Raw genomic sequence first — 22,826 nt, 5'->3', positions numbered from 1 at the left:
GCGCGTGTTGCATCTTACTTCTTGCGGGACCAGTCAGCGACGTTCCAGAGTTCGGAATCCCAGGCGTTCATGCGAACCCCTTCGAGTGTCAGCGAATGAGATGAGACGCTGCCTCGGTGGATCAGAGGAATGTGCGCACCTTCTTCCGTCAGCATGTCATTGGCCTGCTTGGAAAGTTCAGCGCGCTTTGCCAGATCGGCGGTTTTGGAGAGTTCGCCGACGAGTTTGTCATAGGCCGGGTTGCAGTAACGTGGAATATTCTGTCCCTGCCAGCCGGTTTCAGGAGCAGGGATCTTGTCGCAAAGCCACTCTGCCAGATATTTTTCCGCATCCGTGCCGTCGAAGTTGTTCGTGTACATTTCGACGTCGGCGTAGAATTTCTGGAAGGTGTCCGGGCTCGCAGGGTCGCCACCGAAGAAGACGGACGCCGAGACGTTGCGCAGTTCAGCGCCAACGCCAATTTGCGACCACATATCCTTGACCAGTTCCTGTGTTGCCTGGCGGACGGAGTTTGTCGATGTCTGGTAGAGGAAAGACAGCTTGACGCCATTCTTGGCGCGGATGCCGTCGGAGCCTTTTACCCAGCCAGCATCATCAAGCAGCTTGTTTGCACCTTCGACATCCTGCTTGAGGCACCAGCTGTCGTTTTTGGTCGAGGCAATGGCTTCTGGAGCAGGAACAATGTTGCAGGTCGGTTTGCCGCCTTCTCCGTAACCGGCTTCGTCGATGATTTCACGATCGATGGCCAGAGAAAGCGCGCGACGAACAGCAGGATCGGAAAGAGCCGGGTGCGGGCCGGCCTGCTTGGTGGAGCGTTTGTCACCAAGCGACGGATCGGCATTGTACCAGTTGAGATTGATACGTTCTACCTGAGTGCCGAACGCAGTTTCCAGCTTGCCTTTACCGGCCGCCACCATGGTTGCGAGGATTTCCGGCTCGACCTGCATGTTCCACGCATAGTCGTATTCGCCTGTCTCCAGAACAGCGCGGGCTGCAGATGCAGCATCACCGCCACCCTTCAAAGTCGCGGTCGCAAAGGCCGGTTTGCTGGGATCGCGATAGTTGGGATTGGCAACGTAGCTGATAACGTCGTTTGGCTTGAAGTCCTTTACAACGAACGGGCCCGTGCCGATCGGACCAAAGTTGGCTGACGTGCAACCCGGTGCCGCAGCGCCAACGCAGTTTTCGAATTGTTTTTTCTGGATGACGGGTGACTGTGCGCCGACAAATGCCGAATAGGGGTAAGGCTTCGGTTCGGTGAAAGTGATTTTTACAGTGTGGGGATCTACCGCTTCGACACTTTTGACGCCTTCGTATTGCGCAGCCTGAGCGCAGCCGCCATCTGGTGCGGTGCAATATTTCCAGGTGAAGATCACGTCTTCGGCCGTGAACGGCGTGCCGTCGGACCACTTCACGTCCTGCTTCAGCTTCCAGGTCATGCTGAGCAGATCTTTGGCGACGCCGCCATTGTCGATTGTCGGGATCTCGCTCACAAGCATCGGAACGAGCTCACCTTTTTCGTCGTAACGGGCAAGCGGCTCGATGACCATAGACGAGCTGTAGACCTCTTTCGTGCCACCCGAAAGATAAGGATTAAGCGTCGATACGGCCTGCCAGAACAGGATCTTCAGTTCGCCGTCGCTGCCTCGCTCGGCATGGGCGGCAGAGCCTGCCAGGGCCAGTGCCGCGACAGTGCTGGCAAATAGAACGCTGCGCTTTTTCATTGTATTTTCCCCTTTTTGGATTTTATCCGTTTGAATGTCTATGACGCCTTTCCTCAAGCGTCTTATGCAAAGCCTATTTATTTAAGTATTTGACTTTGCTCGGAAATACTCCTCGCATTCCCCATGATGCTATTGTTGGATTTTTTGAAATGCAACCCCCAAAGTTTCGGCGGTGAACAAAATTTGTGCCGTGAGGTTGAGGGCCTAATTTTCGCGCATGCAGCAAAATTCACACTTGCAAAACTGAAAAATCCCATCGCAATATGCCGACCAACAAACCGGCGGGGAACAAAAAAAGGAAAAGCGGGAATGCCGATATTGAACCGAGTGGCCGAAATGCAGGAAGAAGTTGCCGGCTGGAGGCGCCATCTGCATCAGACTCCGGAACTACTCTACGACGTTTTCGAAACGTCGAAATTCGTGGCCGAAAAACTGCAATCCTTCGGTTGCGATATTGTGGAAACAGGCATCGGCAAGACGGGCGTTGTCGGCATCATCAAGGGGCGTCATGGCGATGGCCCGACGATCGGATTCCGTTCCGACATGGACGCGCTGCCGATCCTGGAAACCAGCGGCAAACCATGGTCTTCGAAGACCCCTGGGAAGGCCCATTCCTGTGGTCATGACGGCCATACTGCAATGCTGCTGGGGGCAGCCCAATACCTTGCCGAAACCCGCAATTTCAAAGGTTCGGTCGCCGTGATTTTCCAGCCGGCGGAAGAGGGTGGGGCTGGCGCGCTTGCTATGCTGAACGACGGCATGATGGAAAAGTTTGGCATTTCGCAGGTCTACGGAATGCACAATGAGCCGGGCATTCCAGTCGGCAACTTTGCCATCCGCAAAGGCTCGACGATGGCGGCAGCCGACAGTTTTGAAATCACCATCACGGGCAGGGGCAGTCATGCCGCCGCGCCGCACCTTTCGATCGATCCGGTACTGACGTCTGCACACGTCATCATCGCACTGCAATCAATCGTTTCGCGGGAGACGGACCCATTGAAGTCGCTCGTGGTGACGGTCGCGACGACGCATGGCGGAACGGCGTCGAACGTCATTCCGGGCGCTGTGACGTTGACGGGAACGGTGCGAACTCTTTTGCCGGAAACACGTGATTTTGCCGAAAAACGCTTGAAAGAAGTGGCGACGGCCACCGCGATGGCACACGGCGCCACAGCCGAAGTGAGATATGACCGCGGTTACCCCGTCACCTTCAATCACGCCGACGAAACCGAGTTCGCGACCGGCGTAGCCATTGGGGTGGCAGGTAAGACAGCCGTCAACACCAACCCCAACCCTCATATGGGCGCAGAGGATTTTTCCTACATGCTTGAGGCACGTCCAGGCGCGTTCATATTCATCGGCAACGGTGACACCGCCGGTCTGCACAATGCCGCTTATGATTTCAACGACGATGCGCTGCCTTACGGCATCAGCTACTGGGTTTCGATGGCCGAAACCGCACTTGCTGCGTGAGACAACTGGCGGCCCCTGTGGCCGCCTTCTGCTTTTCAGGAGAACAGCATGCTTTTGGCGGCAACGTCCATGGAACAGACTGGCGGTTCAGTGAGCCCGGTCCTCTCCGTACAGAACATGACCACGTCCTTTCGCGTCGATGGCGCCTGGAAACCTGTGGTCCGTAACATGAGCTTCGAAATCGCACCGCGTGAAACGGTCGCGATCGTTGGCGAGAGCGGTTCAGGAAAAAGCGTCACCTCACTTTCGATCATGCGCCTTCTCGACAAGAAATCGAGCAGGATTGAGGGTAGGGTCATGCTCGGTGGTCGCGATCTCCTGGCATTGCCCGAAGAGGAAATGCGCAGGGTCCGTGGCAAGGACATCTCGATGATTTTCCAGGAGCCGATGACCAGCCTCAACCCGATCTTCCCGATCGGCAAGCAGATTGCCGAGGCATTGACCGTGCATCAGGATATTTCGTCGGCGGCAGCAAAGGCCGAGGTGATCCGTCTTCTTGAGAAGGTGCGTATCCCGAACGCCAAGAATCGTTTCGATGAGTATCCACACCAGTTTTCGGGTGGCATGCGCCAGCGCGTGATGATCGCCATGGCGCTTGCCTCGAAACCGAAGCTCCTGATCGCTGACGAGCCGACGACCGCTCTGGATGTCACGATCCAGGGGCAGATCCTCGACCTTATCAAGACACTGCAGGAAGAAGAGGGCATGTCCGTTCTTTTCATCACGCACGACATGGGTGTTGTGGCAGAGGTTTCGGATCGTACGATCGTCATGTTCCGTGGCGATGTTGTGGAAACCGGTACGACCGACGACATTTTTCATCGCGGCAAGCATCCCTATACCCGCGCGCTTCTGTCGGCCGTGCCAAAGCTCGGTTCCATGAAGGAGCGCGAACTGCCTTCGCGTTTCCCGATCATCGATATCAAGACCGGTGAAAGCCAGCCTGTTATTGAGGTCAAGGACACCGTGTCGACGTCGAGAACGCCAATTCTGGCGGTCAAGGATTTGACCACACGCTTCGACATTCGCTCCGGACTGCTAGGGCGCAAATCTGGCGCGGTGCACGCGGTTGAAAAAGTCTCGTTTGATCTCGCTGAAGGTGAAACGCTATCATTGGTGGGAGAATCCGGTTGTGGAAAGTCCACAACGGGTCGCTCCATCACGCGCCTGATCGAGCCCACATCCGGCAATGTCATGCTGGATGGCTACGAGGTTATGAAGCTCGACAAGACGACGCTGCGCACCATGCGGCGCAGTGTGCAGATGATTTTCCAGGACCCGTTCGCCAGTCTCGATCCGCGCATGAGTGTCGGTGCGGCGATCATGGAGCCGTTCGTGGAACATCGTCTCGGTTCAAAGAGCGAAGCACGAGATAAAGCTGCCGACCTCATGGGAAAAGTTGGGCTGAGTGCGGATATGATGAAGCGTTTCCCGCACGAATTTTCGGGCGGACAGCGCCAGCGCGTGGCTATCGCTCGTTCGCTGATGCTCGATCCGAAGGTTATCGTCGCAGACGAGGCGGTCTCTGCGCTCGACGTCTCCATCAAGGCGCAGGTCTGCAATCTTCTCCTGGATCTGCAGCAGAACCTGAACCTCGCTTTCCTTTTCATCTCGCATGACATGGCGGTCGTTGAGCGGGTAAGTCACCGTGTCGCGGTGATGTATCTCGGTGAAATCGTCGAAATCGGTCCACGTGCGGCGGTCTTTGACAACCCGCAGCATCCCTATACGCGCAAGCTGATGTCGGCAGTTCCGGTACCCGATCCTGCACGACGGCAGATGAAACGCAACATGGCAACGGATGAGATCAAGAGCCCGATCCGACCAGTCGACTACGTTCCGCCTCAACGGAACTATCGCGAAGTCTCGCCTGGCCACCTGGTGCAGGAAGCAGCGTAACGCCGCAACGTGCTTTCGACGTTTGGAAACTGTCCTAGACCGTAAGGCGGGGACGGTTACCGGTGTTGACCACGCAATGGGTGTCTCCATCAATCGACGCGCATCAACATCTGCTTTAGCAGGAATATCCGTCTGAACGCTCTTCGGCGCTCTCCGGCTTTTGTGCTGTCCGCGGCAGCCGTTTTAGAGTGTGTCGACTGGCTTGATCAAGCCGGACCGATTTCGTTTAAATGATTGAGTTAACCTGCTTGAATCAATCGAATCTTTCGGAATGACCGGAATGCGCAAAAGCGATGATGACAAAAGCAGATGCGCCGACGCGATGGTCGCATCGGCGGGCTTCTTCGCTGTTGAAATGAGAGATTAAGGAGACAGCTCTTCGAGGGCTCGGCCCTTAGTTTCGACGGCGAACAGCATTGTAATTAGGGCTCCAATAACGAGAATTGCCGCAAATGTGGCGAAGACATACTGAATGCCGAGTGACGACATGATGAAACCGACGACGATCGGACCAGTAGAGGAACCAAGGCGCAACCAGGCGCTACCAGTGCCTGTTCCAAGCGCACGAAGGCGGGTCGGATAAATCTCTGCGGAATAAAGGTAGAGCGAGAAGGTGACCGTCTGGACGATGGCGTAAGCAAGTCCACCGAGGACAAGGACCTGTTCAGCTGAGGTTGCGCCAAGCCAGGCGAGAACAAGCAGCGGGATCGGGGCAAGAAGAAGGGCGCCCGTATACCAACGCTTGCGGCCGACCTTGTCGATCAAGAGCGCGCAGATGACGGCGGCGACCACGCCCCCGACCGATGTCAGGAAGCCATAGAAGATGCTTGTCTGGAGCGGGAGGTTGAAAACCTGACGATAGAGTGTCGGGAGCCAGGTGATGGTGCCATTCGCAACAGTGTATGCGGTAAACCACATTGCCCAGATCGAGAGCGTCCGCTTCAGGTAGATGCCCTGAAACAATTCCTTCCAGTCGGACTGCCGTTTGACGGAGGTCGCGACAACCTTTGGCTCAGGAAGTTCCTTGCCGGCGGCGCGGGCGCTTGCTTCCATCTTGGAAACGATAGCGTCCGCCTCGCCGTAACGGCCATTTGCTGCCAACCAGCGAGGCGATTCCTTCAGGAACCAGCGCAGCGGTATCATCAGCATCGCTGGAATAAGGCCAACGACAAACATCGCTTTCCATCCATAGGTCGGCACCATGAAGTACCCGATCAGGCCAGCGCCGACGAGGCCAAGCAGGAACATGACTTCATAGAGCAGGAAGAAGCGACCACGACCCTTGGAGCCAATCAATTCGTTGATGTAGGCGCTGGCGACCGGAACTTCGCCGCCCGTGCCAATGCCTTGCACGAACCGGAAAGCCATCATCATTCCCGCCCCGGCCGCAAAGAGGCAGGCAACGTCCATGCTTACAAAAAGCAGGATGGTGAACAGAAGAACTTTGAGACGTCCAATCTTCTCAGCAAGCCACCCGAACAGGATCGCACCGATCAATTGACCGAGATATCCCATGGACAAGATCATACCTGTCTGGGAAGGCGTAAGGCTCCATTCCTTGACGAGAACGGGCATGGCATAGGCAATGGCGATGACGGTGTAACCGTCAAAAAAGGTAGCAGCGCCAACGATGTTGCGGGCCCAGAAGACCTCGCGGGTGATAGGCAGGCGCTCTAGGCGGGCGCTGATATCGGCTTGTGGATCGGCAACACGCGCCGTCTCAGCCAGTGAAGGCTGGATCATATTCATTAGCTCCTCCATTACGTCGCTGGCGCGTCACTCACTCCCGGCCCGCAGCGTATTCAATTGCTGTTATTGTCGTGATTAAGGGCTTTCTGTTCCTGCGAAATCTCAACATGCCCATGGGCAGACAGTCCCCATCCAATTTGAGATGGGGACCGCAACCACCTTACTCTGCAGCGATGAGCTGCTGGTCGACGCGACCGATGCCTGCAGCGTCGAATGCCGCGAAGATTTCCTTTTCGGCCTTTTCGCCGAGGTTCTTCAGCGGCTCGCGAATGGTGGCATGGTCGAGTACGCCGCGATGGACAAGGCCGAGCTTGAGCGCCACGGTGCCTTCCATGTGCGAACCACGATGATATACGGCGCGCGTGACGGGCAGAAGCTGTTCGAAGATCTTTCGGGCTTCTGGATAGTTTTGTGCCTTGCCGGCTTCGATCAGCTTTACAAGAAGTTCCGGCGCGATGTTACCGTAGCCGACGAGAAGGCCGTCGACGTCGAACATGGTCGGCAGCAGCCACTCGTCATGGCAAGACAGGATCTGAAGTTTCGGATTGGCCTTCTTCAGTTCCGGGATTTCAACATACCAACGCTTCATGTTGCGGACGCCGTTCTTGGTGGCGACGACGCCTTCCTGAGCTGCGATTTCGAGCTGGGTATCGAGATCGTAGCTTGCCTTGGTCGCATCGGGGTACTGGAAGAGGATTTCCTGCAGGCCGGATTCTTCCCAGATCGCCTTGTAGCGGCTCTGCGGAGCACCCTTCTGGTAGCCGAACCGCAGCCAGCCATGGTTAGGATAAACGAGAGCACCGGTCGCACCAGCCGCTTTGCATTTCTTGGCTTCGGCCGCAGCAACGATAGTGCCTTCGCCGGTGATGCCGGCGATGATCGGGATCTCGCCATTCACGGCTTCGACGTAGACTTCGATGAGCTTTAGGCGCTCTTCTTCGGTCAGGAACGTGCCTTCGCCAGCATGGCCGAGGATGACGAGGCTTTTGACGCCGGCGATCGATTTCAGCCATTTGGCGAGACGGGCGTTGGCCGCGTAGTCGACGTTACCGTCGCGGTCGAACACGGTAACGGGGGCGGGGCTGAGGCCGCGCATATCCATAGCAGTCATAGGTTTCTCCTCCTTGCGTCGCCAAAGAATTCCGATCAGCGACGGGAACGATATTGGGAACGTTCCCAATATCGATTTGATTGCTTCTACTGTCAAGTGGTAAGAGTAAAAATCGGAAACTGAGATAGTGAAGGGCGATTCGATGAAAGACGACAAGACACTCACGTCTACCGCGTCGCGTGTCACGATCCTCGATGTAGCGAGAGAGGCGGGTGTATCGAAATCCAGCGTTTCCCGGTTCCTCGATGAGCGTATGCCAAAATCAGATAGTGAAACCGCAAGACGCGTTCGTCGGGTGGCTGCGGAGTTGGGATATGTCCGGGATGTCTCTGCTTCATCCTTACGGCGTGGCAAGACAGGTATGGTTGGCGTTATCGTGCCGCGCCTGACAGATACCGTAATGGCGATGCTTTACGAGTCACTGGCTCACGCCGCCGCACGAACCGGTCAGTTCACCATTGTGGCGACCACTGGAGAGGAGCCTGGTGCTGACCGCCGCGCTGCCGAGGCCCTACTGCGTCGAGGTGTTGATGGATTGATCTTGTCCACTGCCCGCGCGGGTGATGTGCTGACTGATGAGCTTGCCGAGCGTGGCGTGCCGTTCGTTCTTGCCCTTCGTACTGACGGCAAATGCCGATCGTCCGTCGGTGACGACTGTTTGGGCGGCTATCTCGCGACCCGTCACCTCATTGACCTCGGTCATAAACGGATTGGCTTGATTGCCGGCCCGTCTTATGCGTCAAGCGCAACAGGACGTGTCGAAGGTTATTATAAGGCAATGTCTGAAGCCGACTTAGAGGTGCAAGAGGGTTGGGTTCAGGAGTCCACCTTTGGGATTGAGTCCGGAGGCGACGCGGCAAGACATCTGATGGCACACAGAGAGCCTCCTACAGCCGTATTTGCAGTCAATGACAATACAGCAATTGGAGCGCTATCGGCTTTGACCCGCCTCGGCCTTTCCGTCCCGAACGATGTGTCGCTCGTTGGCTACAATGACATCCCGATAGTCAGCCATCTTCCTACGCCGCTGACGTCAGTCAGGGTACCGTTTGACCAAATTGCAACGTCGGCGATTGAATTGCTTTCGGCTGAAACGTTACTACAACGCGAGCGAATCCGTGTAGCCACACCGTCCCTGATACCAAGGCGATCGACAAGTGCTTTTAGCTGATGCGGATACTGTTTTCCCTGGCCGTTCACGAGAACTAAAATCCCTTTATCGCCTTCTCCGCAAAGCTTAAAATGGTGCTAGGCTGATAAAGCAGAAGCTCCAAATCAATGCTGGCTGCGCTTAGCGTGCGGTTTCTACCTCCATGATTCCAGGCAATAAGGCATTCTCCTGATTTACCCGAATCGTGCACAACTTCTTGAGCCAAGCGGGCCCGCCGCTGGACAGTAAGAATGCACCGGATCCGCGCTACTGGAAAATCCGCTCTTAGAGCCGCTCATCGTGGCGCTTCTAGCTCAAGCTATTTCGCCGATCCTTGCCGAAATCTGCCCGAACGACCGGAAAACCGAGCGTTTCCGCTCATCTTGGGCGACCGACAAGCGCGTTTCGAGCCCCCTTCATGTGTTTGACACGTGATGGCAAATAATGTCAGCACATGTTTAGGCAATACGGACAAGGACGGCGAGATGGCCAAACGAAGCGAAGCAGCACATGGGCGGCTTGACGATGCGGCACGCGCCGGCTGGCTTTACTATGTCGCAGGCCGTACGCAGGACGAAATCGCTGCTGCGATGGGGATTTCGCGCCAGTCAGCGCAGCGCCTCGTCTCGCTTGCTGTTGCCGAACGGCTTATCAAAGTGCGGCTTGATCATCCCATCGCTGCCTGTCTCGAAAAGTCTGAGAGGCTAAAGGAGCGGTTTAACCTGAAACATGCGGAGGTTGTGCCGAGCGATCCTGCGGGCGTCTCTTCGACAGTGGGTATTGCTGAGGCGGGGGCGGCTGAAATCGAACGTTGGCTTAAAAGTGCTGAGCCGATCGTGCTGGCCGTAGGAACCGGACGTACGCTGAAGGCGGCCGTGGACCAGTTGCCGCCGATGGAGTGCCCGCAACATCGGATTGTTTCCTTGACCGGCAATATAGGGCGGGATGGATCTGCGGCCTACTACAACGTCATCTTCTCGATGGCTGATGCGATCAAGGCACGACACTTTCCGATGCCGTTACCGGTCCTATGCTCGTCTGCCGAGGAGCGCGAGTTGCTCCATGATCAATCCATCGTGCGCTCTACACTGGCGTTGGGTGCTACGGCATCCGTGACCTTTGTCGGGGTCGGCGAACTCGGTGAAAATGCGCCTCTCTGCCTTGACGGTTTCCTTGGGGTCGACGAGATGAAGGCCCTGATGGAAAACGGCGCGGTCGGGGAGATCTGCGGCTGGTTTTACGATGCTGATGGCAAGGTGCTGGATCACCCCGTCAATGAGCGGGTTGCCTCTGTTCCGATCCCCTCGCGAGACACTTGCACCGTTATCGGTCTAGCTCAGGGGCAGCGCAAGCAATCCTCGATTCTCGCTGCTTTGCGGGGAGGTTTGCTGAACGGCATCATCACGGATGAAGCGACAAGTGAATATTTGCTCACGCATTGAGCAAAAAATAATTCAATAAAATCAATGTTCTGTTTTTTTGATGTGCGCCGCAGCACAGGATGTTGCTTGACTTTTATCGCCTCCAGATGAGTAAATGCTCCAGAGCAAAGCGAATGCTCAATATTTCTTCTGGGAGGAAGATATGACGTTGAAGACCATTTTGCTGGGCGCCTGCTCGGCTCTCGCCTTTTCCACCCTTGCTTCTGCTGAAACGCTGACGATCGCCACCGTAAACAATGGCGACATGATCCGCATGCAGGGGCTTACCTCCGACTTCACGGCCAAGAACCCTGACATTCAGGTCGAATGGGTCACGCTCGAAGAAAACGTTCTGCGTGAACGTGTGACAACGGATATCGCCACCAATGGCGGTCAATACGACATCATGACCATCGGCAACTACGAAGTGCCGATCTGGGCCAAGCAGGGATGGTTGCTGCCGCTCGAGAAACTTGGTGACAAGTACGACGTGGACGATCTCCTGCCTGCAATTCGGGGCGGTCTGTCCAATGAGGGTAAACTCTACGCCGCTCCATTCTACGGTGAATCCGCGATGATCATGTATCGCAAGGATCTGTTTGAAAAAGCCGGTCTGAAGATGCCTGAAAACCCGACCTGGGAATTCATCGGTGATGCGGCGCGCAAGGTTACCGACCGCTCTGCCGACATCAACGGTATTTGCCTGCGCGGCAAGGCCGGTTGGGGCGAGAACATGGCCTTCATCACGGCACTGACGAACTCGTTTGGCGGCCGATGGTTTGATGAAAACTGGAAGCCCCAGTTCGATCAGCCCGAATGGAAAAATGCTCTGCAGTTCTACGTCGATCTGATGAAGGATGCCGGCCCTTCCGGTGCGTCGTCGAACGGCTTCAACGAAAATCTGACGCTGTTCCAACAGGGCAAATGCGGCATGTGGATCGATGCGACCGTCGCAGCATCCTTCGTGTCTAACCCGAAAGACTCCACTGTGGCCGACAAGGTTGGCTATGCGATCTTCCCAACGCAGGGCGAGTTGAAGAACCATGGCAATTGGCTGTGGTCTTGGAACCTTGCGATCCCGAAGAGCTCGCAGAAGTCTGACGCGGCCGAGAAGTTCATTGCCTGGGCAACCAGCAAGGAATACACGGACCTCGTCGCTTCCAAGGAAGGTTGGGCAAACGTGCCTCCAGGTACGCGCACCTCGCTTTACAAAAACGCCGAGTATGAAAAGGCGGCTCCATTCGCCAAACCGACGCTTGCCGCCATGGACGCTGCCGATATCACCAAGCCGACCGTCAAGCCGGTTCCCTATACCGGTGGTCAGTTCGTAGCGATCCCTGAGTTCCAGGCGCTCGGCACGACGGTTGGTCAGCTCTTCTCGGCTGTTGTCGCCGGTCAGTCGAGCGTTGACGATGCACTGGCAGGTGCTCAGTCCACCGCAACGCGTGAGATGACCCGCGCTGGATACATCAAGTAATCTTCCCGAAGATCGCTGTCCGGCAGGCTTGCCGGGCAGCGATATACCTCAGGGTTACAATTATGCCGGGCCGAGATAGTGGGCCCGGCTGTCATCCGATCCAATCAAGAACAAAAAACGGCCAGCGTGCTGCTTCGGCGACAACTGGCATAACCGGAATGTGGGAGGTTGCCATGGCGACGCGGAACACAAGTGGTTTGGCGCGGCTGATGCTTGCACCGTCTGTATTGCTGCTGCTGGTTTGGATGATCGTGCCTCTGGCGATGACGCTGTGGTTTTCGTTCCAGAACTACAATCTTCTGAACCCGGCCAATGTGAGTTTTGCTGGGCTCTTCAATTATCAGTTCTTCTACACCGATCCGGCCTTCTTCCAGTCCATCTGGAACACGCTCCTGATCGTCGGGGGTGTCCTGCTCATAACGGTTGTTGGCGGTACCGCTATCGCGTTGCTGCTTGATCAGCAGATTTTTGGACAAGGTATCGTCCGTATCCTCGTCATTTCGCCATTTTTCGTGATGCCGCCGGTCGCCGCACTGGTCTGGAAGAACATGATCATGCATCCCGGCTACGGGGTACTTGCTGATCTAGCCCGCTTCTTTGGCCTGCAACCGGTCGACTGGTTCGCGCAATTTCCGCTTCTGTCCATCATCATCATCGTTGCGTGGCAATGGTTGCCGTTTGCGACGCTGATCCTGCTTACGGCCCTGCAATCGCTTGATGCCGAGCAGAAGGAGGCGGCGGAAATGGATGGCGCGAATTTCGTCAACCGCTTCATCTATCTGACGTTGCCGCATCTTTCCCGAGCCATCACGGTCGTTATTCTGATCCAGACGATCTTCTTGCTCGGTGTCTATGCAGAAATCCTCGTTACCACCAACGGTGGTCCGGGTTACGCCTCCACCAACCTCGCCTTCCTCATCTACCGCACCGCGCTGCTCGGTTACGACGTCGGTGGCGCATCGGCCGGCGGCATCATTGCTGTCATCCTCGCCAACATCGTCGCCATCTTCCTGATGCGCGCCGTCGGCAAGAACCTCGATCGCTAAGGGGATAAAGATCATGGCACGCAAAACATCCACCCGCTCCAAGATCGGCTTTTCTCTTGCCGCATGGGCAGTTGCCCTCATCCTGTTCTTTCCGATCCTTTACGCCTTCCTCACATCCATCAAGACGGAGCCTGAAGCGATCGCCGGGTTTAGCCTCATTCCTTCTGGAACATTGGAAAATTACATCACGGTGCAGACGCAGCGCGATTACTTCAAGCCGTTCATGAATTCCGTGGTCCTGTCGCTCGGTTCAACGATCATTGCACTTATGGTCGCCATCCCGGCTGCATGGGCAATGGCCTTTTCTCCGACGAAGCGCACCAAGGACATCTTGATGTGGATGCTCTCCACCAAGATGATGCCGGCGGTTGCCGTTCTGGTGCCGATCTACCTGATTTTCCGCAATGCCGGCCTTCTCGATACCCGCATTGGCCTGACGATCATGCTGACCTTCATCAATTTGCCCATCGTCATATGGATGCTCTACACCTATTTTCGCGAAATCCCGGGGGAAATCCTTGAAGCGGCACGTATGGACGGAGCCTCGTTGTGGAACGAGATCATTCATGTCCTCACTCCGATGGCAGTTCCAGGCATAGCCTCGACACTTCTCCTGAACGTCATCCTTGCGTGGAACGAATCCTTCTGGACCATCCGGTTGACGACGACGAATGCAGCACCGTTGACGGCATTCATCGCCTCCTTCTCCAGTCCGCAGGGGCTTTTCTGGGCAAAGCTTTCGGCAGCCTCGATGATGGCGATCGCACCGATCCTTGTCATCGGCTGGTTTTCACAAAAACAACTTGTGCGCGGCCTGACCTTTGGCGCGGTGAAATAACAAGGAACGATAAAAATGGGCAGTATTTCGCTAAAAAAAGTCTCCAAGGTCTTCGGTGAAGCCAAGGTCATCCCCTCTATTGATCTTGATATCAACGATGGCGAATTTGTCGTGTTTGTCGGTCCTTCCGGTTGCGGAAAGTCCACGCTCCTGCGTCTCATCGCGGGTTTAGAGGATGTCTCGGGGGGGCAGATTGTCATTGATGGCAAGGATGTAACCGAAAAGGCTCCTGCCGAACGTGGCCTTGCTATGGTGTTTCAGTCTTACGCGCTCTATCCGCATATGAGCGTCAGAAACAACATCGCCTTTCCGCTGAAAATGGCCAAACTCGACAAGGCCGTGATCGACAAGAAGGTCGAAGATGCTGCACGTGTTCTCAATCTGACCGATTATCTTGAGCGTCGTCCCTCGCAGTTGTCCGGTGGTCAACGCCAGCGTGTTGCCATCGGTCGCGCCATCGTCCGCGAACCGTCTGCCTTCCTGTTCGATGAACCGCTCTCCAACCTGGATGCGGCGCTGCGAGGCACAATGCGGCTCGAAATCTCCGAGCTGCACAACACCCTTAAGACGACGATGATTTACGTCACGCACGATCAGGTCGAAGCCATGACAATGGCTGACAAGATCGTCGTGCTGAACCGCGGCAATATCGAACAGGTCGGGTCTCCGATGGAGCTTTACCGCAGCCCCGCAAACCTCTTCGTCGCCGGCTTCATCGGTTCGCCGCGCATGAACCTCATCACGGGTGACTACGCGCGTGCCAAAGGTGCGGCAACTGTCGGTGTCCGTCCCGAGCATCTTTCGCTTTCCAAGGAAAATGGAGTATGGCGGGGTACTGTTACCGTTGCCGAACATCTCGGCTCCGACACTTTCCTGCACCTCGACGTAGATGGCATCGGTCCGGTCACAGCGCGCGCCGATGGCGAATTTGCCTGCAAGCATGGTGACACGGTTTTCATTTCGCCAGACGAGACCAAGATCCATCGCTTCAATGAAAAAGGCGTCGCATTATGAGTGGACGTCTGAACGGCAAGTCGGCCCTCATCACAGGGTCGGCCCGCGGCATCGGTCGCGCATTTGCCGAAGCCTATGTGCGGGAAGGCGCGACGGTTGCAATTGCCGACATCAATTTCGAGCGCGCTGCAAAAACAGCCAATGAGATCGGCGAGAATGCCTATGCGGTAGAGCTCGACGTCACGAAGCAGCATTCGATCGATACTGCAATCCGGACTGTGGAAAGCCGACAAGGTGGCATCGACATTCTCGTGAACAACGCTGCACTGTTTGATCTGGCACCTATCGTTGAGATATCGCGCGACAGCTACGATCGACTGTTCTCCATCAACGTTTCAGGCACGCTCTTCATGATGCAGTCAGCGGCGAAGTCGATGATTGAGCGCGGCAACGGCGGCAAGATCATCAACATGGCCAGCCAGGCTGGTCGCCGCGGTGAAGCCCTCGTCGCCGTTTATTGTGCCACCAAAGCCGCCGTCATCAGTCTGACGCAGTCAGCCGGACTGGATCTCATCAAACACGGCATCAATGTCAACGCGATCGCACCCGGCGTGGTGGATGGCGAGCATTGGGACGGTGTCGATGCCCTCTTCGCAAAATACGAAAACCGCCCGCGCGGCGAAAAGAAGAAGCTTGTTGGTGAGGCGGTACCGTTTGGCCGCATGGGCCGCGCTGAAGATCTGACCGGCATGGCGATTTTCCTCGCCTCTACAGAAGCCGAATACATCGTCGCCCAGACTTACAACGTGGATGGCGGCAACTGGATGAGCTGATTGCAGAATGCACAAGCATTCTCCTGTTGGCACGAACAACGTTTCCCTTTTGAGGATCGTCACATGACATGCAAACTCTCACTTGCAACACTCGATGAAGCCAAAAAAACGGCATCGGTTCCGGCCTATTCCCGTTCTGATCTCAGTGCCGGGATCGTGCACTTTGGTGTCGGCAATTTTCATCGTGCCCATCAGGCGGTCTATCTTGATGACCTCTTCAACATGGGGGCCGACCAGGATTTTGCGATCGTTGGAGCCGGTGTTTTGCCTTCCGATGAGTTGATGCGTGAGAAGCTTGCTGCCCAGGATTTCCTGACCACTGTTGTGGAGCAGGACAACAATCGCACCGGCGCCCGCGTCACGGGGCCAATGATCGACATCCTGCCGGTGGGGGTTGCGCAGACCACGATCGAGGCGCTGTCCGATCCAAAGATCCGGATCGTTTCGATGACCATCACCGAAGGCGGTTATTTCATTGATGCATCTGGGGACTTCAATCCCTCCCATCCCGCAATTGTCGGAGATGCAAACAGCCCGTCGTCACCGAAGACGGTGTTCGGATTGATCGTCGCGGGATTGAAAGCCCGCCGCGACAAGGGCATCCAGCCATTTACGATCATGTCCTGCGACAACATTCCTCATAACGGCAAGGTTACGAAAAACGCTGTTGTCGGGCTTGCGGCGCTCTCCGATCCTGCCTTTGCCACCTGGATTGGCGAGAATGTCTCGTTCCCGAACTCCATGGTTGACCGCATAACGCCTGCAACAGGTGAGCGTGAGCGCAACATAGCCCGCGACGAATTCGGTATCGAGGACAATTGGCCGGTCTTTTGCGAAGAGTTCAAGCAATGGGTGATGGAGGACAAGTTTCCTTCAGGTCGACCGGCGCTTGAAAAGGCAGGGGTCCAGTTCGTGTCCGATGTCGCACCCTACGAGCATATGAAAATCCGCATCCTCAACGGCGGTCACGCGGCGATCGCTTATCCCGCTGCTCTTCTCGATGTCCATTTCGTACACGAAGCGATGGAGCACCCGCTCATCCGTTCGTTTCTCGCCAAGCTTGAAAAAGACGAAATCATCCCGATCATTCCGCCTGTGCCAGACACCGACCTGAACGAATATTTCGATCTGATCGAACGTCGCTTCCTCAATCCGAAGATCGGGGACACTATTCCGCGTCTTGCGCAGGATGGCTCCAACCGCCAACCGAAATTCATCCTGCCATCCACGGCTGACCGTCTGGCCTCGGGCCAGGACATCGTCGGGCTGTCTCTCGTTTCCGCGCTCTGGTGCCGATACTTCTACGGAACGTCCGACAGCGGCAAACAGATTGTGTTCAATGACGCCAGCGCCGAACGGCTTCAGGCAGCAGCCATCAAAGCGAAGGACGATCCGATGGCGTTTCTCGCCTTGCGTGACATCTTCGGTGAGGTTGCCGAATCGGAGCTTTTCCGTAAACGCTTCGCCCACGCGTTGGCGACGCTGTGGAAAGATGGCACCGCCAAGACGCTGCAACTTTATCTGGACGGCAAGCTGGCCGAGACGTGATGCAAATGTGCGACGGGAACGAACCTCTGCTGATTTTCGATTGCGACGGCGTTCTCGTCGATAGCGAGCCTGTTTCCATCGCAGTCCTGCTCGACATGCTTTTCCATCTCGGCGTGGAGATGGGAGAGGAGGAGGCCTATAACCGGTTCCTCGGACGAAGCGTATCGAGCATGACGGCGACTTTGTTTGATGATTACGGCATCGAAACGGACATCGATTTTCTCGATCACATGCGCGCAACACTGTTCGAACGGTTTCGGACTGAGTTACAGCCGATCTCCGGCATTGCCGAGACGTTGGACAGATTGTCTGCGCCGCGCTGTGTTGCCTCGTCCAGTCAGCCGGAGCGTATCCGCTATTCCCTTGGTCTGACGGGAATTCTCGACCGGTTTGAACCGCATATTTTTAGCGCCACCATGGTGAAGAACGGCAAGCCAGCCCCTGATCTTTTTTTACATGCCGCGCGTGAGATGGGTGCCAACCCAGGTCACTGCATCGTCATCGAGGACAGCCCGGCAGGTATCGCCGCGGCAAAAGCGGCAGGAATGACCGTCTTTGCTTTCACGGGCGGTTCGCATGCACGTTTTCCCGCCTTTCGGGAAAAAATTGCTGGGCTCGGCGCAGATGCAGTGTTTGACGCGATGCCGGATTTGGTCCAACTTGTCGACGGTTGTTTGGGGCGGGTTGGCTCTGGCAAGCAGGTGGAACGTGGTGCGCTCTGACGCGAACAATACCATCTCCTGGTCTACGGTCGTCGCGCGAGGGATGGAAACCGAAACCTGATGCGTCATAATCTCGTCGCTGTCGATGTCGGTACGGGCAGCGCACGTGCCGGCATTTTTGATCCGGCCGGTAGGCTGCTTGCGCGTGCGACACATCCAATCGTCATGATCCGACCGCTGGAAAACCATGCCGAGCATGACTCCACGGACATATGGGATGCGGTCTGTAAAGCGGTTCGTGCAGCTCTCGTCGACGCTGCGGTTTCGGCTGAAAGCGTTGCTGCAATCGGCTTCGACGCGACCTGTTCATTGGTGGTACGCGGGCGTGATGGCCAGCCAGTATCCGTGTCGACAACAGGTGAAGATCGGTTCGACACAATTGTATGGCTTGATCATCGGGCCATAGGAGAGGCGGACTTTCTCACCGATAGCAGGCACCGGGTTCTGGATTTTGCCGGAAAGAGCATGTCTCCGGAAATGCAGATGCCGAAACTGATGTGGCTGAAAAAGCATATGCCAGAGAGTTGGTCACGGATGGGCTATGCTTTTGATCTGGCTGACTTCCTGACCTGGAAGGCGACTGGATCGGCCCAGCGTTCCAATTGTACGTTGACAGCGAAATGGAATTTTCTGGCGCAGGAGAAAACTGGCTGGCAGGCAGATTATCTTGCTATGGCTGGGTTATCCGATCTCGTTGAACGGGCAGGCCTGCCTGAACTCACGGTTCAGCCGGGTGGCAGCATGGGCACCCTGACGCCGGATGCTGCCGCCGAACTTGGTCTTGACTGCCAGTGCCACGTCGCGGCAGGCATGATAGATGCCTATGCCGGTGCGCTTGGCGCGCTCGGCGGTTCTCTTCAATCGGATGTTGGCAGACACGTGGCGCTGATTGCCGGCACCTCAAGCTGCCTTGTCGCTTTGTCCGAAGAGCAGATGCCTGGACAGAGCCTGTGGGGCCCTTATTGGCAAGCGGTATTGCCCGATCACTGGCTGGTCGAGGGCGGCCAGTCTGCTACAGGCGCGCTTCTCGATCATATCGTCCGGATGCATGCTGCAGGTGGCGAACCAAATTCGCAATTGCACGGTCGGATCGTCAGCCGTGTCATGGAGTTGCGTGCCCGAGAAGGCGATAGTTTCGCCGATCGGCTGCATGTCTTGCCCGATTTCCACGGCAACCGGTCCCCCTTGGCCGATCCTCATGCGGTGGGTGTCATTAGTGGCCTAACGCTCGATACCTCCTTCGACAATCTGTGTCGGCTTTACTGGCGAACGGCGGTCGCGATAGCTCTCGGAGCACGCCACGTTCTCGATACGATGGAAGGTTTCGGCTACGTGATCGAGACACTTCATGTGACCGGTGGACATGTGAAAAATCCGCTCCTGATTGAGCTTTATGCTGACGTTACCGGGAAGCGCATCGTTGTTCCCAAAACTGCCGACGCCGTCCTGCTCGGAACGGCAATGACGGCGGCATCGGCCGGCCATGTCTACGATGGCCTGGCAGCAGCGGGCGCTGCGATGTATCCGGGCGGAGACGAGGTTCCAGTGAGCGCGTCCGCAGCGAAGGGCTACGACAGGGATTACCGTCGTTTTCTTGCCATGCATCGTCACAGGCAGGAACTGGAAAGCCTTTGAGCCACGTCAGGCGCTGAGCGCGCGCTTCAGGCTCGTCAGGTTTTTCAGCCGGGCCTTGCACACCTCGTCGGCGTTTGCCGCCAATGTGCACAGTGCAAACTCCATCAATGAAACGAGTTGAAGCAGACCTTGTCCGCCACTTGGAACAAGCGGCATGGCGAGACAGATGTCGGCGCTTTCCGGACCCCACTCATAGAAGCGGGTCGTAATCAGCAGCGTTCGATATCCGCTTTTGCGTGCGGTGGTTGAAAGCCGCTGCAATGTTGCCAAGTTACCGCCGCCATCCATCATGATGAGCAGGGTGCTGCGTGGGTCGGAATCCCAAAGTGACACGTAGGCAGAACTGTCGCTGCTGAGGTAATGAACGTTTTTGCGATATTCCAGCATGCGTCCATGAAAATATCGGCCGGCGCCTGACCCTTCTGACGAGGGAGCAAGAAAGACCTGAGGCGCGGCTGCAATCTCGTTCATGGCAAGTCGCCAGACCGGTTGCGATGTCATGTCGAAAGCGGTCTGAACGGCCTGTATTTGTTGCAGTAACAATTGAGAAAATGGGTTCGTATGGCTTTGTTCATTTTCCTTTGTCGGGACACGCTCAGCGCCAGCCGTTTCCTCCGCTTGCCTGAGATCGGCGCGGATGTCGCTGAACTGGCGATATCCGAGCGATCGCAGAAAGCGACCGACTGTCATGGGGCTCAAGCCTAGTTTGGCGGCGAGCGTTGCGGCCGTTTCAAAGGGTAATTCGTCCAGGTGCTCAATCAGATATTTGGCGATCTTGCGTTCGGACGGTGTCCCGCCTTTCATGGCACGTGTCAAATTGAGTAGCAGCTTTTCCACCAACGCCTCATTCATTCGTGTTTAATGGACGATGTTATGTTTGTAAGGCTGCCGGCTGGAAAAGCCGGACAGGACGCTATTTCATGGTGACGAGCTAGCTGTTTCGGTCATGTCCTCCCGTGGACCGAAATATAATTTATTATGGGTTGTTTATTATATTTTAGCGGGGGCTTTTATTCAAGCAAAATTCCATCCTCGATTTTATTTCGAAGGCTTGCCGTTCGGTGTTCTCCTTGTTGAAGACGACGGGCTTTCCTATCTGTTGTTTTGGATGAAATGGGGCTTGTGACGCCCAGATCGGGAGCAATTAATGATACTGGATGCTGCGAGGCGGGCTTTTGGCAATCTTTTCGCTGCCGAAACGCGATCCGTCTTTTGGAAGGTGCTTGGGATCACCCTTCTGGTGCTGGTTGCCCTCTGGTTTACCATCCGATCCGTCTTTATCTATTTCGCTCTACCCTGGGTGGATACGCTGATTCCCGGTATCCCCGATTGGGCCGGATGGCTTACCTTTGTTTTCGCCATTCTGGCGGGTATTGGGCTGGCCCTTGCGCTCGCGCTTTTGATATCGCCGGTAACGGCCATTATCGCGGGACTGTTTCTCGACGATGTTGCTGAGGTTGTCGAAAAGAGAGATTATCCGGATGATCGGCCAGGCCATGCGTTGCCGCTGGGCGAAGCGATGTTGTCGTCGGTCAAGTTCTTCGGAGTCATTATTGCCGGTAACATCGTTGCATTATTCCTCCTGCTGGTCCCGGGCGTCAATCTCATCGCGTTCTTCCTGGTGAACGGTTATCTTCTCGGACGGGAATTTTTCGAATTCGCAGCCATGCGTTTTCACCCACCGGCAGAAGCAAGGGCTCTGCGCGCCAAACATCGGACGACCGTCCTCATGGCCGGGATGGTGATTGCCGGATTTCTGGCGGTGCCGTTCCTTAACCTGCTGACGCCGCTTTTCGCCGCCTCAATGATGGTTCATCTTCATAAAGCTGTGACGTCCCCAACAAGACGAACGGGATCTATTTTTGCAAGGTAGCCGGGGCCTTTGACGTCTCGTCGCGAGACGCGGCCTTCCTTTTGTTGTGTCGCCTCATTCGCCACTGGATGCGCCGAAAAGCTGGGCCGGCAGCTCAACGAGTGGAGCAGGGATGTCGAAGGTCTTTTCCGGTGACTTGCAAATATCGGCGATCACGCATCTTTCGCATTCCGGCTTGCGTGCTTTGCAGCAATATCGTCCGTGCAGGATCAGCCAGTGATGGGCGTGGAACAGGTAGGGTTCTGGAATGATCCTTACCAGCCGGTCCTCAACTTCGTCCGGGGTTTTCCCCGGCGCAAGACAGAGCCGGTTGGCAATACGAAAAACGTGGGTGTCCACAGCCAGCGTAGGAATGCCGAAGGCCATGGACATCACGACATTGGCGGTCTTGCGACCAACGCCGGGCAGCGTCACCAATTCATCGCGGCTTTTGGGTACAGAACCACCATAGTTGTCGATCAGCATCCGAGACAGAGCAATGACGTTCTTGGCCTTGTTGCGGTAAAGCCCGATGGTTTTGATATGGTCGATAAGCCGCTCTTCGCCAAGTTCAAGCATTTTCTCTGGCGTGTCGGCAATCTTGAACAAGGCGCGTGTTGCACGGTTGACCCCAACATCGGTTGCTTGCGCCGACAGAGCCACTGCGACCAGCAACGTGAATGGATTGGTATGTTCCAACTCACCTTTCGGCTCCGGCCGCTGGATTGAAAAGCGGCGGAAGATTTCGGTCAGCTCTTCTTTTGAGTAGAGCGTTTTCACGCGCCGAGAATTGCGGCCTGCAGCCGCATTTGACTTTTTAGGCGTTTGGGTGCTGGATCGTTTTCTGGCAACTGTCATGGGTCATCTATATCCAGAGGCCCTTGAGGAAACAACGTGGATACGCCTGAAGACAAGCCGATTTTCGCTGCTGAACTTGTCCCGTACCGATCACTCGGACGCAAGGGGTTCCGGATGTTGCTTGCAGTGTCTGGCCTTGTTTGTTTCGTCTACGGTATTTTCTTTCTCACGACAGGTGCCTGGCCGGTTGGACTGTTTTTCGGCGTGGATTTTCTCCTGCTCTATTGGGCTTTCCGCGCCAATTATCGGGCTGCCGACGCACGTGAGGAAGTCAGTGTCTCACGCTCCAGCCTGTCCATTCGGAAGTTCTCACCTGCCGGTCGCATGATTGAGCATCGCTTCAATCCATTCTGGGCGCGTTTTCGTGTGCGGCGACATGAAGAGATCGGCATTCTTTCCATGCATGTCACGGGCGAAGGCAAAGCAACCGATATAGGCTCATTTCTCAACCCCGATGATCGTGAGAGTTTCGCCAAGGCCTTCGGCAATGCGCTGGCAAAAGCGCGTCGCTAGATTTGATGGTCGAGCCACGGTTT

General features: G+C 56.0%; 19 protein-coding genes. 14 read left to right on the top strand and 5 right to left on the bottom strand.

Translation table 11 applies throughout. The features are described from left to right. Positions 1 to 14 precede the first annotated feature (14 nt). Positions 15 to 1,724, bottom strand: coding sequence for a peptide ABC transporter substrate-binding protein (locus tag HWX89_RS05835; protein ID WP_138793442.1), 1,710 nt, complete (start codon positions 1,722 to 1,724; stop codon positions 15 to 17). Between the two features lie 309 nt (positions 1,725 to 2,033). Here HWX89_RS05835 and HWX89_RS05830 point away from each other — a divergent pair, with 309 nt between their 5' ends. Both HWX89_RS05830 and HWX89_RS05825 read left to right on the top strand, forming a co-directional pair. Next, positions 2,034 to 3,197 carry a M20 aminoacylase family protein gene (locus HWX89_RS05830; RefSeq protein WP_138793441.1) on the top strand — a complete coding sequence of 388 codons (1,164 nt, stop codon included), beginning with the start codon at positions 2,034 to 2,036 and terminating at the stop codon, positions 3,195 to 3,197. 48 nt (positions 3,198 to 3,245) lie between these two features. Continuing rightward, positions 3,246 to 5,096 (top strand): ABC transporter ATP-binding protein, encoded by a 1,851-nt coding sequence (locus HWX89_RS05825; protein WP_138793440.1) that lies wholly within the window; start codon positions 3,246 to 3,248, stop codon positions 5,094 to 5,096. A 363-nt stretch (positions 5,097 to 5,459) separates the two neighbouring features. Here HWX89_RS05825 and HWX89_RS05820 read toward each other — a convergent pair whose 3' ends face one another. Together HWX89_RS05820 and HWX89_RS05815 are read right to left on the bottom strand one after the other, a co-directional pair. Continuing rightward, entirely contained in the window at positions 5,460 to 6,845 is a 1,386-nt protein-coding gene (locus HWX89_RS05820) for an MFS transporter (protein ID WP_138793439.1), read from the bottom strand. A 160-nt stretch (positions 6,846 to 7,005) separates the two neighbouring features. Further along, positions 7,006 to 7,956, bottom strand: a complete 951-nt coding sequence (locus tag HWX89_RS05815) for a dihydrodipicolinate synthase family protein (RefSeq protein ID WP_178340636.1) — start codon at positions 7,954 to 7,956, stop codon at positions 7,006 to 7,008. A gap of 142 nt (positions 7,957 to 8,098) precedes the next feature. Between HWX89_RS05815 and HWX89_RS05810 the strand changes: the two genes are divergently transcribed. From HWX89_RS05810 to HWX89_RS05765, 10 genes are all read left to right on the top strand, one after another. Then, positions 8,099 to 9,127: a LacI family DNA-binding transcriptional regulator gene (locus HWX89_RS05810; protein ID WP_138793438.1), complete on the top strand. Its 1,029-nt coding sequence runs from the start codon at positions 8,099 to 8,101 to the stop codon at positions 9,125 to 9,127. 464 nt (positions 9,128 to 9,591) lie between these two features. Beyond that, on the top strand, positions 9,592 to 10,548 hold the full coding sequence (locus HWX89_RS05805) for a sugar-binding transcriptional regulator (RefSeq protein WP_138793437.1): 957 nt from the start codon (positions 9,592 to 9,594) through the stop codon (positions 10,546 to 10,548). A gap of 142 nt (positions 10,549 to 10,690) precedes the next feature. Next, a complete protein-coding gene (locus HWX89_RS05800) occupies positions 10,691 to 12,004 on the top strand; it encodes an ABC transporter substrate-binding protein (RefSeq protein ID WP_138793436.1) in 1,314 nt (437 codons plus the stop codon). Positions 12,005 to 12,177: 173 nt separating this feature from the next. Continuing rightward, on the top strand, positions 12,178 to 13,050 hold the full coding sequence (locus HWX89_RS05795) for a carbohydrate ABC transporter permease (protein ID WP_138793435.1): 873 nt from the start codon (positions 12,178 to 12,180) through the stop codon (positions 13,048 to 13,050). A 13-nt stretch (positions 13,051 to 13,063) separates the two neighbouring features. Further along, complete coding sequence (locus HWX89_RS05790) at positions 13,064 to 13,888, top strand: carbohydrate ABC transporter permease (protein WP_138793434.1); 825 nt, start codon at positions 13,064 to 13,066, stop codon at positions 13,886 to 13,888. Positions 13,889 to 13,903: 15 nt separating this feature from the next. After that, positions 13,904 to 14,902: an ABC transporter ATP-binding protein gene (locus HWX89_RS05785; RefSeq protein ID WP_138793433.1), complete on the top strand. Its 999-nt coding sequence runs from the start codon at positions 13,904 to 13,906 to the stop codon at positions 14,900 to 14,902. Further along, on the top strand, positions 14,899 to 15,675 hold the full coding sequence (locus HWX89_RS05780; protein ID WP_138793432.1) for an L-iditol 2-dehydrogenase: 777 nt from the start codon (positions 14,899 to 14,901) through the stop codon (positions 15,673 to 15,675). Before HWX89_RS05785 ends, HWX89_RS05780 begins: the two co-directional genes overlap by 4 nt. Before the next feature lie 63 nt (positions 15,676 to 15,738). Further along, positions 15,739 to 17,223, top strand: coding sequence for a mannitol dehydrogenase family protein (locus tag HWX89_RS05775; RefSeq protein WP_138793431.1), 1,485 nt, complete (start codon positions 15,739 to 15,741; stop codon positions 17,221 to 17,223). A 5-nt stretch (positions 17,224 to 17,228) separates the two neighbouring features. Then, positions 17,229 to 17,945 (top strand): HAD family hydrolase, encoded by a 717-nt coding sequence (locus tag HWX89_RS05770; protein WP_138793430.1) that lies wholly within the window; start codon positions 17,229 to 17,231, stop codon positions 17,943 to 17,945. 60 nt (positions 17,946 to 18,005) lie between these two features. Continuing rightward, positions 18,006 to 19,580, top strand: coding sequence for an FGGY-family carbohydrate kinase (locus HWX89_RS05765; protein ID WP_178340635.1), 1,575 nt, complete (start codon positions 18,006 to 18,008; stop codon positions 19,578 to 19,580). A gap of 6 nt (positions 19,581 to 19,586) precedes the next feature. On the opposite strand, the gene HWX89_RS05760 is transcribed toward HWX89_RS05765, so the two are convergent. Further along, positions 19,587 to 20,417 (bottom strand): MurR/RpiR family transcriptional regulator, encoded by an 831-nt coding sequence (locus HWX89_RS05760; RefSeq protein ID WP_353505656.1) that lies wholly within the window; start codon positions 20,415 to 20,417, stop codon positions 19,587 to 19,589. Positions 20,418 to 20,727: 310 nt separating this feature from the next. Here HWX89_RS05760 and HWX89_RS05755 point away from each other — a divergent pair, with 310 nt between their 5' ends. Continuing rightward, complete coding sequence (locus HWX89_RS05755) at positions 20,728 to 21,453, top strand: sulfate transporter family protein (RefSeq protein ID WP_138793428.1); 726 nt, start codon at positions 20,728 to 20,730, stop codon at positions 21,451 to 21,453. A 54-nt stretch (positions 21,454 to 21,507) separates the two neighbouring features. Here HWX89_RS05755 and nth read toward each other — a convergent pair whose 3' ends face one another. Then, on the bottom strand, positions 21,508 to 22,290 hold the full coding sequence (gene nth / locus HWX89_RS05750) for an endonuclease III (protein ID WP_138793427.1): 783 nt from the start codon (positions 22,288 to 22,290) through the stop codon (positions 21,508 to 21,510). Between the two features lie 36 nt (positions 22,291 to 22,326). Between nth and HWX89_RS05745 the strand changes: the two genes are divergently transcribed. After that, positions 22,327 to 22,803, top strand: a complete 477-nt coding sequence (locus HWX89_RS05745) for a DUF2244 domain-containing protein (protein WP_138793426.1) — start codon at positions 22,327 to 22,329, stop codon at positions 22,801 to 22,803. Positions 22,804 to 22,826: the final 23 nt, after the last annotated feature.

Source organism: Rhizobium sp. RM, from assembly GCF_013390595.1.
GTDB lineage: Bacteria > Pseudomonadota > Alphaproteobacteria > Rhizobiales > Rhizobiaceae > Agrobacterium.
This window is presented reverse-complemented; position numbering and strand designations above follow the sequence as displayed.